General features: G+C 48.1%; 15 protein-coding genes. 13 read left to right on the forward strand and 2 right to left on the reverse strand.

The annotated features are described in order from the left end of the window. Positions 1–120 precede the first annotated feature (120 nt). The 5 genes from pepT to CLOSYM_RS05195 all read left to right on the forward strand — a co-directional run bounded on the left by pepT (position 121) and on the right by CLOSYM_RS05195 (position 5417). Positions 121–1353: a peptidase T gene (gene pepT / locus CLOSYM_RS05175; RefSeq protein ID WP_009298187.1), complete on the forward strand. Its 1233-nt coding sequence runs from the start codon at positions 121–123 to the stop codon at positions 1351–1353. A gap of 181 nt (positions 1354–1534) precedes the next feature. After that, positions 1535–2386, forward strand: coding sequence for a helix-turn-helix domain-containing protein (locus tag CLOSYM_RS05180; RefSeq protein WP_021641244.1), 852 nt, complete (start codon positions 1535–1537; stop codon positions 2384–2386). After that, entirely contained in the window at positions 2379–4433 is a 2055-nt protein-coding gene (locus CLOSYM_RS05185; protein ID WP_021641245.1) for a HelD family protein, read from the forward strand. The genes CLOSYM_RS05180 and CLOSYM_RS05185 overlap by 8 nt, the downstream gene beginning before the upstream one ends. Positions 4434–4530: 97 nt before the next feature. Continuing rightward, positions 4531–5016 (forward strand): hypothetical protein, encoded by a 486-nt coding sequence (locus tag CLOSYM_RS05190; protein WP_003507049.1) that lies wholly within the window; start codon positions 4531–4533, stop codon positions 5014–5016. A 32-nt stretch (positions 5017–5048) separates the two neighbouring features. Further along, the gene (locus tag CLOSYM_RS05195) at positions 5049–5417 is read left to right on the forward strand and encodes a nuclear transport factor 2 family protein (RefSeq protein ID WP_003507051.1); all 369 of its coding nucleotides are present in this window, start codon (positions 5049–5051) and stop codon (positions 5415–5417) included. 312 nt (positions 5418–5729) lie between these two features. Here CLOSYM_RS05195 and CLOSYM_RS05200 read toward each other — a convergent pair whose 3' ends face one another. Next, positions 5730–7184 carry a GntR family transcriptional regulator gene (locus CLOSYM_RS05200; RefSeq protein ID WP_044902147.1) on the reverse strand — a complete coding sequence of 485 codons (1455 nt, stop codon included), beginning with the start codon at positions 7182–7184 and terminating at the stop codon, positions 5730–5732. Between the two features lie 214 nt (positions 7185–7398). On the opposite strand from CLOSYM_RS05200, the gene CLOSYM_RS05205 reads away from it, so the two are divergent. The 5 genes from CLOSYM_RS05205 to CLOSYM_RS05225 all read left to right on the forward strand — a co-directional run bounded on the left by CLOSYM_RS05205 (position 7399) and on the right by CLOSYM_RS05225 (position 12919). Then, complete coding sequence (locus CLOSYM_RS05205) at positions 7399–8526, forward strand: helix-turn-helix domain-containing protein (protein WP_021641249.1); 1128 nt, start codon at positions 7399–7401, stop codon at positions 8524–8526. Then, positions 8523–9041 (forward strand): hypothetical protein, encoded by a 519-nt coding sequence (locus CLOSYM_RS05210; protein ID WP_021641250.1) that lies wholly within the window; start codon positions 8523–8525, stop codon positions 9039–9041. The genes CLOSYM_RS05205 and CLOSYM_RS05210 overlap by 4 nt, the downstream gene beginning before the upstream one ends. A gap of 112 nt (positions 9042–9153) precedes the next feature. Next, complete coding sequence (locus CLOSYM_RS05215; RefSeq protein WP_021641251.1) at positions 9154–9807, forward strand: TetR/AcrR family transcriptional regulator; 654 nt, start codon at positions 9154–9156, stop codon at positions 9805–9807. Next, a complete protein-coding gene (locus tag CLOSYM_RS05220; RefSeq protein ID WP_044902148.1) occupies positions 9804–12158 on the forward strand; it encodes an ABC transporter permease in 2355 nt (784 codons plus the stop codon). Before CLOSYM_RS05215 ends, CLOSYM_RS05220 begins: the two co-directional genes overlap by 4 nt. Positions 12159–12160: 2 nt before the next feature. Further along, positions 12161–12919 carry an ABC transporter ATP-binding protein gene (locus tag CLOSYM_RS05225; protein WP_003505220.1) on the forward strand — a complete coding sequence of 253 codons (759 nt, stop codon included), beginning with the start codon at positions 12161–12163 and terminating at the stop codon, positions 12917–12919. 240 nt (positions 12920–13159) lie between these two features. Here the strand turns inward: CLOSYM_RS05225 and CLOSYM_RS05230 are convergent, their stop codons facing one another. Beyond that, positions 13160–13357, reverse strand: a complete 198-nt coding sequence (locus CLOSYM_RS05230; protein ID WP_044902149.1) for a hypothetical protein — start codon at positions 13355–13357, stop codon at positions 13160–13162. 304 nt (positions 13358–13661) lie between these two features. Here CLOSYM_RS05230 and CLOSYM_RS24220 point away from each other — a divergent pair, with 304 nt between their 5' ends. The 3 genes from CLOSYM_RS24220 (at position 13662) to CLOSYM_RS23615 (ending at position 14434) form a co-directional block, all read left to right on the forward strand. Next, positions 13662–13907, forward strand: a complete 246-nt coding sequence (locus CLOSYM_RS24220; protein WP_021641255.1) for a response regulator — start codon at positions 13662–13664, stop codon at positions 13905–13907. Next, the gene (locus tag CLOSYM_RS23360) at positions 13904–14119 is read left to right on the forward strand and encodes a CHASE domain-containing protein (protein ID WP_021641256.1); all 216 of its coding nucleotides are present in this window, start codon (positions 13904–13906) and stop codon (positions 14117–14119) included. The genes CLOSYM_RS24220 and CLOSYM_RS23360 overlap by 4 nt, the downstream gene beginning before the upstream one ends. Before the next feature lie 189 nt (positions 14120–14308). After that, positions 14309–14434: a hypothetical protein gene (locus CLOSYM_RS23615; protein WP_021641257.1), complete on the forward strand. Its 126-nt coding sequence runs from the start codon at positions 14309–14311 to the stop codon at positions 14432–14434. Positions 14435–14519: the final 85 nt, after the last annotated feature.

A 14519-nucleotide genomic window follows, 5' to 3' on the forward strand; every position in this document is an offset into this window, starting at 1 on the left:
GGCCTGCGGCGGCGTCCTCACCTGCTTAACTAAAATATTATGCCGGGACTCGCAGAAAATCAAAATTTATGGTAAAGTATGTATGTGTGGAATTTTTTAAAATAATAACGAGGTGAAGATATGAGCAAAGTAGCAGAACGTTTTCTGAAGTATGTCTCTTTTGACACGCAGTCAAAAGACGAGGAGGAACAGGTCCCCAGCACGGAAAAACAGCTTGTTCTGGCAAAGGAACTGGTTAAGGAACTGGAGGAGATGGGTGCATCGGATGTACGCCTGAGTGAGCATGGCTATGTCTATGCCACAATCGAAGCCAACACTGAAAAGAATGTCCCCTCCCTGGGCTTTGTAGCCCATATGGATACGGCACCTGCCATGTCCGGCCGGGATGTGAAAGCCAGAATTGTGGAGAAATATGCCGGAGGAGATATTGTTCTGAATGAAGAGAAGCACATTGTGATGACGGTAAAGGATTTTCCGTTCATGGCCGACTGTGAGGGCCGGGATTTAATTGTGACGGACGGTACGACTCTGCTGGGAGGCGATGATAAGGCAGGAGTTGCCGAGATTATGACGATGGCGGCCTGGCTTCTGGCGCATCCGGAGATTCCCCACGGTACAATCCGAATTGGCTTTACCCCTGATGAGGAGGTTGGCAGAGGAGCTGATTTCTTTGATGTGGAAGGGTTCGGAGCGGATGTGGCTTATACGGTGGACGGCGGTCCTCTGGGAGAGCTGGAATATGAGAATTTCAATGCGGCATCCGGAAAAGTCTACATTCATGGCGTTGGAATACATCCGGGCGGGGCAAAGAACAAGATGAAAAGCGCACTTTTGATTGGAATGGAATTCCAAAGTCTTCTTCCCGCTTTTGAGAATCCGATGTATACGGACGGTTATGAGGGATTTTTCCATCTGGATCAGTTTGCCGGAGACGTGGAGTATGCCAAGATGGATTATCTGATCCGTGACCATGATATGGATAAATTTACGCAGAAGAAGGAGCTGTTTGCTTCTGCCGCAGAGTTCCTGAATAAGAAATACGGTGAGGGAACCGTTGAGCTGAAGATAAAAGACTCCTATTACAATATGAAGGAAAAGATTGAACCCTATAAGTACCTGATTGATATCGCGAAAGAGGCGATGGAGGAAGTGGGGATCACTCCCGAAGTATCACCAATCCGCGGAGGCACCGACGGAGCCAGACTGTCCTATATGGGCCTTCCGTGTCCCAACCTCTGCACAGGAGGTTACAATTTCCATGGCAAATTCGAGTTTATTCCGGTTCAGTCTATGGAGAAGGTGGTGGAGCTTTTGCTGACCATCGTAAGGAAGTTTGAGAAGATTGAAAAATAATATATAAGAATAGAAATCACACGGCTGCTCCGCATTATAGATTAATGAGGGGCAGTTTTTCATTGAAGGCGGGGGCCTGTGTGCGGAGCGTGCAGGTTATCGTTTCATGGAAGAAGAGCAAGATTTCTTAAGACACGCATCCCATAATCATATATACTAATCTGGCAAAAGGAGGTGTTGAATGATGGACCGCATAGAGGAGGTGTCTCTGGCGATAGACTTTATTGAAGCAAATCTGACTGAAAGGCTTAATCTGGACCGGATTGCGGACGCAGTCCATTATTCCAAATACCACCTGCACCGGGTGTTTTCCGATACGGTCGGCCTGACGGTTCATGAGTACATGAAACGCAGGCAGCTGACAGAATCTGCAAAGCTGCTGGTCTTTTCTGAAAAGCCAATCGTGGATATTGCGCTTCTGTCGGGCTACAGGAGCCAGCAGGCATTTACGAGTGCATTCACGGCCATGTATAAAATGCCGCCGAATATGTACCGGGAAAACGAACGGTTTTATCCGCTGCAGCTTAGGTTTGATTTTGAAAGGAGTTATGAGATGCTGGACAGAACAGAAAGTGCCGGGTGGAAAATTACATTTGCCACCGAGGCAGAAATTCCGTGCTGGATGGAGCTGGTGAGGCTTGTGATAGACGGATTCCCGTACCTGGACGAGGAGGAATATATCCGGGTTTTGAAGCAGAAAATAAGGACAAAACAGGCGCTGATTCTAAAGGACAGAGGGCTTGCCGCCGGTATCCTGCTGTTCTCCTATGAAAACGGCAGCATTGATTTTATGGGGAGTCACCCGCTTTACAGAAAGAGAGGGGTCCCCAAAGCACTTCTCGACAAGGTAATGGGTGAGCTTCTGAGAGGCAGAAAAGTTAGTATTACCACTTACCGGGAAGGTGACAAAGCAGATACCGGGTACCGTGACGAGATTAAGGAGCTTGGATTTGCTGAAGCGGAATTACTGGTCGAATACGGCTACCCGACCCAACGGTTTGTGATGGGACAGGAGGAAAGGCTTCATGAGTGACGGTATGACAGTCCCGTTTCCCGACGAGCTTCTGCATCTGGAAGAAATTAACATGAAGCTTAAGGAGGCCCTGGAGAAAGCGGAGGAATCCGTCAGGAAATCAGAACGGGAATATATGGACACGAAACGGTATATGGTGGAACACCGGGGGGATATTGATCCTCATGAGATGTTTCAAAATGAGATGCTTCTGAAGCAGACGGACCGAAGCGGTGCCTTTGCGGTGGAGCGCCGCGACCGGATTGTAAAGATAAAAGAATCCCCTTATTTTGCCCGCATTGATTTCAGGGAAGAGTCCCGGAAGACAGAAGACAGATATTATATCGGGCGGTTTGCGTTCAATTATGAAAATCAACCGCTTATATTCGACTGGCGTGCCCCTATATCCGGCATGTTTTATGATTTCAATGTGGGAAAAGCCGGATTCCAGGCTCCGGACGGCCCTGTTTTCGGGGAGATAACACGCAAGCGGCAGTTCAAAATAAAAAACGGTCATATGGAATATGCGCTGGAGACTTCCTCTCATGTGCAGGATGAGGTGCTTCAAAAAGAATTAAGCCAGACATCTGATGAAAAGATGAAATCAATCATTTCAACTATACAAAAGGAGCAGAACCGGATTATCAGAAACGAAAAAGAAGGTACCATGATTATTCAGGGAGCAGCCGGTTCCGGAAAAACATCCATCGCCCTGCACCGGATAGCGTTCCTGCTTTACCGGTTTAAGGACAGGCTGAACGCTCGGAATGTGACAATCCTGTCCCCTAACCGTGTCTTCGGCGATTACATCTCAAATGTAATACCGGAGCTTGGGGAGGAGCCGATTTTCGAACTTAATCTGTCGGAGCTTGCGAAGATTCAGCTTGAAGGTTTGATTGAATTTGAACCTGATAAAGATCCGCTTGAGCGGCAGGATGAAGCGTGGGCGCAGAGAGTGCAGTTTAAATCAACGATGGAATTTGTTTCCATGATGGATCGGTACATAGAACAATTGCCGGACTTGATTTTCAAACCCGCCGATTTCGTTTTCGGCAGCTTTACCGCTGAAGGAGAATGGATAATGAAACGTTTTCGCGCGTATAGCAAATATCCTGTCAGAAAGCGGCTTTTGATGGTTGCTGAAGATATCCGTGACCGCTACGAAACGGAGGCTGTTATGGAGGCTGAAGGCGCCCCGCTGCGGACCAGGACGGTAGCAAAAAGCCTGGGTTCCATGCTTACAATGAAAAATACGCTTGCCGTATATAAGGACTTTTATAAAAGAACTGGGAACCGGTCAATGCTTGTCATGCCGTTTAAAAAGACCCTCGAATGGGCCGACGTTTATCCCTTTCTCTATCTTCATTCCGTGATCGAGGGAGTGAAGGAAAGCAGTCTTACGAAACATCTGGTGGTGGATGAGATGCAGGATTACACGCCGGTTCAGTATGCGGCCCTAAACCGCATGTTCCCCTGCCAGAAAACGATACTCGGGGATTTCGGACAATTTATCAATCCCAACCATTTGCACAGTCTGGCGGATCTTCAGGAGCTATATAAAGAAGCGGAGTTTGTGGAGCTTAACAAAAGCTACCGTTCGACCTATGAGATTATCTCCTTCGCGAAGCGCATTCAGGAAGTGGCGGCTTTAGAGCCGGTTGAACGCCATGGGGAACAGCCGGAACTAATCGCGTGCCAGGACACAGTGGAAGAAATCAGAGTGATCAAAGAGGCAATCCAAAAATTCCGGAAGGGAGGCAGCGCTTCACTTGGAATCATTTTAAAAACAAACATATTGGCAGGAGCATTATATAATGAGCTGGGCGGATCGTGTGAAGCAAATCTGCTCACGCCGGAGAGCTCGGTTTTTCGAAACGGAGTCACCATAACTTCGGTTCAAATGTCAAAAGGTCTGGAATTTGATGAAGTTCTAATCCCCCAGGCGGATGACAGAACATATTCATCCCGCTATGACAGAAGTCTTTTGTATATTGCCTGTACACGCGCCATGCATAGGCTGACACTCACATATACAGGCAGAATAACGCCGCTGGCTGTTCTGAAATAAATGCTGTTCGGAAAACACTCTGTTTCCACGCTCTCGGAATTGTGGTAGAATGGAAGAAAGCAGAATGATAAATATGAATTTGAGGGAGATAAAGATAATGGCAAAAGAAAAAGGTTCATTCAAGGAGTTTCTTTCGGCAGTTGCACCAGAATACCAAGCGTTTGTCAAGAAACTTGATAACAAACTTATGGAACAGGGCTGTGAACTCGTCATCAAAGAAGCGAAAAGCGGTTATACCGCTTCATATCGACTAGAGAAGAAAACAGTAATGAACTGGGTATTTCGCAAGTCGGGCATTCTGGCACGGATTTATGGCGACAATGCGGGCAGATATGAAGATATCATCGCTTCCCTGCCTGCCGATATGCAGAAGAAAATGACTACTTCCCGTGACTGCAAGAGACTTATTGATCCAAATGCTTGCAGCGATACCTGTGTGAAAGGTTTTGTTTATACCTTGAATGGCAACGCGCATAAAAAATGCCGGAATGATGGAATGTTTTTCCTGCTTACAAATGAAACAGCGGAGCATATAGCGAAACTGATTTGCGCAGAGGTTAATGTGCGTAAGGCAGCTTCATAGCAGCGAATTTGAAGTTGTATGGAGGGTATGGCGTGAAGCAAGATACTGTAATGAAATTTGTGGAAGCAATTAACACTCAAAATATGCCGCTTATTATTGATATGATGTCAGAAGATTTCCATTTCATTGATACCTATGGTAATAAAGAAAATAAGGAACAAATGAAAACAGGATGGAAAGGGTATTTTGATTGGTTTCCTGATTATCTTATTGAAGTTTTTGATTATATTGAAAGTGATAAGTTTTCTATGATTATAGGTAAAGCAAGTGCTTCATATATGGGAATCAAAGAAAAGTATTGGGAATTTCCTGCTTGTTGGAAAGTGATTGTTAATGGAAATCAGATTCAAACATGGCAAGTATTTTGTGATTCCAAAAAGCAATTAGATTCGATGAAGTAAATTCTAGTTTATCTAGGAGTTGGCAAGGCTGAAATCGTGGATAAGTACCAGCCGGGAGCGCATGCCAAAACCGCCGGTGTCCTGCAAGCAGACGAAGCTTCGTTATAGCAGGCTGACAGAGGAAGATAACAACGGCTGATCCGGAAACCCATTGAGAGGGCTACGGTATAGCCGTGGCCTTCTCAATGCAAAAGAAGGGCTATCAGCTTACCGCCGATAGCCCTTCTTTTGTTATCACATTCCGCTTGCCGACTGCCCAATCTGAATGTTCTTCAACACTTGCTTATTGTGTGTCAGCCTTCAGGTCCGTCATCAGAAAGATAAATTAAAATCACGCAGCGCCAGCGGCGAAACATTCCCGATGCCGAGCTTTTCCAGCTCCGCTGACGCAAATCTTAATTCTGAAAAAATAAATTCCTCCAGATGGGCCGATAAACCTTCAACATCGGATTGCTCCAGACACTCCATAAACGTATCAAGATACGCAATACAGGCAGTACGGCGCGCCTGATCCGTAATGATGCTGCGCAGCGGATATCCCCATAATAGCTGTTGGTACAGTTCAGTGTATATATTTCGGATTGCCTGGTAAGGAGCCATGTGCGTGAAGAGCTCAAGAATGCCGTAGGAAGCCAGTTCCTGCCGTCCAAGCCGCTGCAGTAATTTCAGCCGTTCCATAACAAGGGCCCGGTCGGCGGGGGTAAAAGCGGCAGCAGTGATTCTCGATACTTCACGGCAGGACAGGGCAATAATCTGCATGCTTTGTGCATAGTCCAGAAGACGCCTTTGCAAAACAGGGTTGGTAAAGTCACAGTTTTCCGCTATTTCTTCTTGTGGGAGAATCTGTGTTCCCAGACCGTTGAAGGATTTCGTAACGCCGATACTGTTAAGCAGTGTCAGAGTCCTTCTGATTGTGCTGACGGAAACCTGCCGTTCCTTTGCCAGTCTTTCAAGGGAAGGAAGAAAGGTTCCGGCCGGATAAATTTCCCGGTTGATGGCCTTCAAAAGCTCCATGCCGAGTGAGTAACAGCGCTGGGTTGCTTTTTTGTAGCTTGTCCATTGAAAGGGGATCTGCTGTTCCGGAGCCTGCACTGTGATTTTGCTGTCATAGAAACTGCACAAAGCACGGGAAAGCTGCTCCTGAAAGGTTTCTATGGATGAACGGAGTGCGGCCCAGTCTTTCTGACGGCACAGCCGGATCATATACAACAGGGAATTATCACCCTCATACCGTCTTGCAGTAAACCTGATGCTGAAGAGTGGGGCCTGAAAGAACATAAAGATCTGCCAAACCATGCGCATGAGAAGCTCATTTTGAAGAGAACCGTAAATAAGCTGCAGGTGGCGGATCATTCTGTAGGGCGGGAGAATATCCGTACGGAGAGCCAGAGCCTCCATCTGATCCAGGGTTTCCGGTGAAGCCTTTTTGAAACCAACCCACTGGGCATAGCTTAACAGCGGACGCATGGAGCGGCTCAATTCAATCAGAGCATCTTTTCTGATGGCATAGAAGTTCTGTATATGGCGGTCGGTATCCTCTGTGTCATAGCAGACCTTCACCAATGCGCCCACGCTTCTGGAAAGGGTGATATAGCCATCATGTTTCAGACGCAGGTAGGCCGAACGGACAGTATCGGTAGAAACTAAAAATAGCTGGCTGGCTTCCTCTATGGTTGGTAGCTGCTCTTCAAAGCGGTACACTCCAAACTCTATCTGCACAGCCAGAGTTTTATAAATAATCTGCTGCAATTCCATTTCATTTTCCAATTTCTGCTCCTCCTGTCGTATAACTAAATTGGTATGCCAGCTATAATATAACATTTTTTTGCGGCGAGTACCACCTTATTTGAGCAGCGGAACTATTCGAAGATTTTATGTATCGTTACGGTTGATTTTGAGGATGTAAAGTTAATAATGACTCCATTGTGGAGGAACGGTCTTTTGGTTATACTTAAATCAAATAAACCGAAAGGAAGATACGATGAAAGAACTGAATATAGCCCGGCAGATTATTAGAAAGAGAAGGGAGAGGGGCATTACACAGGCAGCGCTGGCTGCTCATATGGGAGTGTCCAAAGCTTCCGTCTCAAAATGGGAGACCGGACAGAGCTATCCGGATATTACACTGCTTCCGGGACTGGCCTCGTATTTCAATATGAGCATCGATGAACTGATGGGCTGTTCGATGCAGATGACGGAGGAGGAAATACAGGAACTGTTCAGCCGTCTTGCCCGGGAATTCTCTCAGGAAAACGCAGAACTTCTTCTGGAAGAATGTCGAGATGTGCTTTACCGCTACTCCTCCTGTTTCCCTGTTCTGTTGAGAATGGTTCTCTTTTATCTTAATCACAGCGGCATACTACCGGAGGAGCGTGCAAAAGAACTTCTCGAGGAGGCCCTCGCCCTGTGCCGCCGGATCGGACTGGAATGCGAAGATATTTTTATCAGAAAACAGGCTGTCGGGCTTGAAGCTGCTTGTCAGCTATTGCTGGACCGACCTGAAAAAGTATTGGAGCTGCTGGGCCCTGACGCGGCGGTATTGTCGGAGGATGAGAGTCTCATTGCCCTGGCCTATCAAAACCTTGGAGATACCGGAAAAGCCAAACGGGTCATACAGGTCAGTATTTATCAGCACGTGAATGCGGCAGCCGCCCATCTTGTTTCTTATCTTTTTTTAAATTCCGGCAATCCGGAGTTGTTTGAAGAAACCTGGAACCGGTTTTTGCTGCTCTGTGAGAACTTTAACCTGGAGCAGTTAAATCCTGCGATTGTACTCCGGGCCTGTATAATTGCAGCCGGTGTCTACAGTATGGAGGGAAACAGCAGGAAAGCATATGAATTGCTGGAGCATTTTGCAGATATCAAATGCTCGGCAACAGATATGGCCCGGCTCGGGGGAGACGGATTTTTTGATGAGGTGGAAAACTGGCTGGCAGCGAAAAAAATGGACAGTACATCGATGAAAAGCCGGCGGGCAATCCAGAATGAGCTTCTGACCGGGCTTTTGGACGAACTGGCGTTTGAACCGCTCAGAAACGAGCCGGAATTTCAGGCTGTCCTGCGCCGTTTGAAGGATGGGCGGCAGCAGCGGGAAAAGGAGGAGACATGATGACGGCGGCGAAACAGAATTTCAGAAAACTGGGAGGACTTTTTATTGCAGTACTCCTGTATTACATCATCCATGAAGGGGCCCATCTTCTCCTTGCCCTGCTGTTCGGCACATTCCGGCAGATTAAGTTTATTGGAATGGGTATCCAGATTGATACGTATCGGGAACAGATGAATCAGGTACAGACTGCCGCTTTCTGTATCGCAGGGGCTGCGGCAACAACAGCGGCCGGCTGGATGCTGCTCCTTGCGACGGACAGAATTCTGGAGAGCCGGTCCCTTACATTCCGGGCGGCGGCTTTTTATACTACGCTAGTATTTCTTTTAAATGATCCCTTTTATCTGTCAATTCTTTATCCCTATGTAGGCGGCGGTGACATGAACGGGATCAGGCTGCTTATACCGGAACTGCCTGCGAGAGTATTTTTTGCCCTGTTACTAATCACTCATCTGATGATTATTGCCAGGTATTTATATCCGGTATATAAGAAAGCATTTGTTGATTCACTAAAATAAGAGATGCCCCGCAAAGGGGGAGGCAGCAAACTGCCATTTTCCTTGACGCAATGGCTCACGTATGTTATTATCTACAATAGACCGACCGTCGGTCTATTGTAGGAGGATAAGTATGAGAGTAATAAAGGACGCCGATGTGCGGAAAAATGAGATATTGGATGCGGCTACGATTCTATTTGCCGAAAAAGGAGCCGATCATACAAGCGTTGCTGATATTATGACGGCTGTAGGTATCGCGAAAGGAACGCTGTACCATCATTTTAAGTCAAAAGAGGAAATAATGGATGCGCTGATTGAGCGTCAGACCTCCGTTCTGCTTAAAAAAGCTAAAATGGCAGCCGGAGATCAAAGCATGCCGGTAAATGAGAGAATGCTCCGCACTGTCCTGGCCCTTCACATGGACACGGAACAGACGGAGGGGAGGGAAATGATACGGCATCTGCACGAGCCTCAAAATGCACTCATGCACGAGAAGACAAAGCGGGTTATCTTCAGACAGGTGCCTGCCATAATGGCCGGCATTGTCGAGGACGGAATCGCGCAAGGCATTTTTGATGCACCGTATCCTCTGGAATCCATGGAGATGGCACTGTGCTATCTGGATGTGATGCTGGATGACAATATATTAAAACTCGGTAAGACACAGCGTTCGGAAAAAATCAGGGCTTTCCTCTGTCTGCTGGAACGCCTTCTCGGGGCTGAATCAGGGGAGCTTACGGAGCTTGAAGCAGCATTTCAGGCAAATGAAAGCAAAAGCAGCATATGAGCCGTTTAAAGCGTATAAGCCATAAGAATGCGGTATGCTGCAGAATGATCCGGAAGAACCTCTCAGGAAATAAGGCGGTTTCACTTATTACGATGCTTTTTATCGCTGCCGCCTCCATGCTGCTTTCGCTTTCGGCTCTTCTCACGGCAAACCTGGCCGGAGCGGTGGAACAGCTTATGATGGATGCCCAGACGCCACATTTTATGCAGATGCATACCGGCGACCCGGGCATAACAAAGCTGGAAGCCTTTGCAAAAGATAATGCCAATGTGGCGGATTTTCAGGTTCTGAATTTTTTGAATCTCAATAACGCTCATATAAGCATCGGAGGAAATTCCCTTGCCGGCAGCGTACAGGATAATGGTGTCTGCGTCCAGAGCGGCCGGTTCGATTTCCTTCTCGGCCCGGATAACCAGCCGGTGAGACCGGGAAGGGGTGAAATCTATGTTCCTGTCTGTTATTACAAGAATGGGGTGGCAAAGGCGGGCGATAAAGCCGTCCTGTCCGGCCATATTTTTACCGTAGCCGGATTCGTGAGGGATTCCCAGATGAATTCTTCCCTTGCATCCTCTAAACGCTTTGTTGTGAGCGAAGCGGATTACTCCCTGTTAGAACCCCTTGGCACCGTCGAATACCTGATTGAATTCCGTCTGAAGGACTTATCAGGCCTCGGCACTTTTGAGGCGGCTTACAGTGCCGCCGGGCTTGCATCCAACGGGCCTGCGCTCACCTGGCCCCTGTTTCGGATGATAAGCGCCGTTTCAGACGGTATTATGATTGCTGTTATTGTATTGGTGGGCATTCTTGTCATCTTTATTGCACTGCTTTGTGTCCGTTTTACGCTTCTGGCCAAAATCGAGGACGATTACCGGGAGATTGGAGTTATGAAGGCAGTCGGAATGCGGGTAACCGACATCAGGAGGATTTACCTGGCGGTTTATGGGTTTCTTGCCGCCGCCGGAAGCGCTGCCGGATTCCTGCTTTCAATTTTGCTGCTGAAACCGCTGCGTGAGGGCATCCGGCTGAATCTTGGCGACGGAGGAGGCGGGGCGTCCTCTCTGCTGGCCGGATTGGTCGGTGCGGCGCTTGTATTTCTGTTAATTCTTCTGTATGTTAACTGGAACCTGCGGCGTTTCCATCAGATTTCTGCCGTACAGGCAATCAGGTTTGGCTGCAGAACCGGTGCGTCGGACGGCTTCAGAGTGGTTAGGCTGTCAAATAAAAGCAGATGTTCGGTGAACTTTCTGCTTGCGATAAATGATGTCCTTGCCAGAAAACGGCTTTATGCCACGATGCTGTTTGTTATTATGCTGTCAAGCTTTATCATGATTGTGCCCCAGAATCTGTACCATACTATTTCTGGAGAAGATTTTGTCACATATATTGGAGTTGGGGATTGTGACCTCAGGCTCGATATCCGGCAGACCGGCCAAATCGAAGATAAGACGGCGGAAGTAGGAGCGTTTATGAGAGAGGACCCGGAAATTGCAGACTATGCCCTCTTTGTCTCAAAGACTTACCAGATCAGGACGGAGGATGGAGCGGCCGAAAACCTGAAGGTAGAACTTGGAGAGCATACCGCATTCCCCCTCCGGTACGCGTCCGGCACAATGCCGGCTAAGGAGAGTGATATCGCCTTATCGGCGCTCAACGCGAAAGAGCTGGGGAAAAATATCGGCGATACAATTATCCTGCTGTCGCCTGACGGGGAACGCAGCCTTACAGTCTGCGGTATCTATTCGGACATCACAAACGGCGGAAAGACCGCAAAGGCCGCTTTCGCGGATCGTTCAAAGGAAGCAGAGTGGAGCATCGTCTGCGCCAATCTGGCCGATAAGAGCATGCTGTCCCGCATTAACCTGAAGTACTCAAAGAAATTTCCTTATGCGAAAATTTCGGGAATAGATGAATATATGGCGCAGACCTTCGGCCAGACACTCCGTTCCGTGCGCTCAGCCTCTCTGTCTGCCGGCCTGTCGGCGGCGGTAATCACCCTGCTGGTGACCCTGCTGTTTATGAAGCTTTTAGTGGCAAAAGACCGGTATTCCATTTCCGTACTGCGGGCCATAGGCTATACCCGATCCGATATCGGCCTCCAGTATGCGTGGCGTGCGGTATCTGTTCTGAGCATAGGGATTATCTTGGGAACCGTGTTGGCCGGAACTCTTGGGGAAAATCTGGCTGCCGCCGCGATATCCTCATTCGGAGCAGAAACCTTCCGGTTTACAGTCGATCCGCTATCCACTTATTTTCTTTCCCCGCTGATTCTGCTTCTCACCGCTCTGTTAGCGGTGGTACTGGGCACATCCCGTGCGGGCGACGTCAAATTATTTGAATCCATAAAGGAGTAGATATGAACCAATTGTTAGCCGGCATTGAAATTATCAAATCCCTGGGAAACGGAGCTGAAAAGCGAAGCGTGCTTAACAGGGTATCCATTGAGATCGGAGAGGGAGAGTTTGTATCGGTTATGGGCCCCTCTGGTTCCGGAAAATCCACGCTGCTTTATACTCTGAGCGGCATGGAACCTATAGACAGCGGAAAAGTAATCTTTGAGAATCAGAAGCTGTCGGAATTGTCCGATGACGAGCTTTCTGATTTGCGCAGAAACAGAATGGGCTTTGTCTTCCAGCAGCCAACCCTGTTAAAAAATCTGAGTATATTGGACAATATCCTTTTGCCGCAGATGCGGGACAACCGCAGAAATATAAAAAAACTTACGGAGAAAGCCGAAATGCTGATGAAACAGATGGGTATCGGTGAGCTTAAGGACAGGGAGATTACTCAGGCCTCCGGCGGCCAGCTCCAGCGGGCGGGCATCTGCCGCGCTCTGTTGGGCGGCCCGGGAATCATATTTGGAGATGAACCGACCGGAGCTTTAAATACAAAGGCGGCCCGTGAAATTATGGAGCTTTTTACCCGGATTAATAAGGACGGCACCGCAATTCTGCTGGTCACACATGATCCCGGTATTGCGGCCAGAACAGAACGGGTCCTGTTCCTGTGCGACGGCGCAATCGCAAGTGAATGCAGGCTGTCTAAGTTTTCCGGTAAAAACCTGGAGGAACGGACACGTACGGTCACACAGCTTATGCAGCGGATCGGTATTTAATCCGGCTATGAAAGCTGCCGGGAGGGAGCAGCAACGAAAGGATTCTTTAGATTCCACAAGAGGGCACTGAAAACAGCATTTTTCAGTGTCCTTTTTTATTTAACAGGAAAGTTCTCCTGTTAAATAAAAACCGCTCCGCGGAGAATATCGCGAGCGGGATTCTTTCTTGTAGACAGCGGTAACCTGTGCGCGGAGCGTGCAGGTTACCGTTTCCGGCGGTTATTTTTTGCGGTTATATATTTAGTCATCGGAAAGTTCCCGTATCAGTTCCCGGATCTTCGACTTAATCCGCTTGCGGTGTATCTCGGTATATCCCTGCTTTTCCGCCAGACGGAGCAGATATTCCCTGTAAAGCGCTACAATCTCAGGCTGGGAAATTTCGAAGATTGTAAAAGGCTTAGAAGCATGGACCAGAAGCGCCCTGTGGTTTTCTTTCACCAGAATGGCGCTTTCGTACTGGACGGGTTCTTCCAGGGGAACGAAGTGTTTTTGTCGAGATGAGAGGAGAAGTCGTGGCGTCCGGCGAATGGAGGCCCTTGCGGGAGCCACAGCTGCCGGAGACAGCGGGGAAAGGACTTTTCACAGGGCGACGTATCCTGATAGCGGAGGACAATGAAATCAACGCTGAAATTATTTGCAAAATCCTGCGTATGTGCGGTATAATAACTGAGGTGGAAAGCAATGGGCCCTGGCTGTCGAAGCGTTCTTTGCCGCGGCTCCGGGAACTTACGATGCCATCCTGATGGATATCCAGATGCCGGAGATGGACGGATATGAGGCTGCCCGGACCATCCGTGCGGACTGCAGGGCCGATGCCAAAGTCATTCCCATCATCGCCATGGCTGCCAACGCATTTGAGCTGGACCTCAAAACGGCTATGGAAGCGGGGATGGATGCCCATATCGCAAAGCCCATTGATGTAAATATCCTGTATACCACCCGGAGAGAAGGGCGGAGGCTGAATATGCCAGAGACACCGGAAAGATGACGCTGTCAGGCCCATATGGGCTTTCCCAGGGAGGTCTTGGGCTGGTGGCCAGAAAACCGATTTATTTAGACAATGAATGGCGGGAACATACTTTTTGGGGCTTCAGCGTGGCCGTTCTGAATGTACCGGAAATCTTTAACAGAGCAGAACTTAAAAATCTGTCAAACCGGGGTTATGCCTATCAGATATATAAGATAACGCCAGAAGATTAAATTCAAATCTTATCCGCCAATACAGAAGACGATATGTCGAGATCGATTGAAGGCAGCATATCGGTTCCCAATGGAACGTGGTTTTTTAAAATGATGCCGAAAACAGGGAGGTTCATGTAAAAATATTATGTTGGAAAGTATTGCGGCGGTGCTAATCGATGTGCTGTTTATCCTGCTGGTGTACGGGGGATGGACCATCCTGCGGATATTGCCAGGCCCTATCTGGTATCGGGCATTACATTGTATCCGGGCGTCATCTGCGGTTTTTCGAGGTATCCGGATGAACAGTCGGAGATTGAACATTTACTTCGGTAGGCAGACAGAAAGATGTATGAGATGAAATACCGGCAGTCTTAAAATGAAGAGCATACGTCTTATAGAGCCACTATTTTGTGATGGG

Origin of the sequence: [Clostridium] symbiosum ATCC 14940 (assembly GCF_000466485.1) — a bacterium.
Lineage (GTDB): Bacteria > Bacillota > Clostridia > Lachnospirales > Lachnospiraceae > Otoolea > Otoolea symbiosa.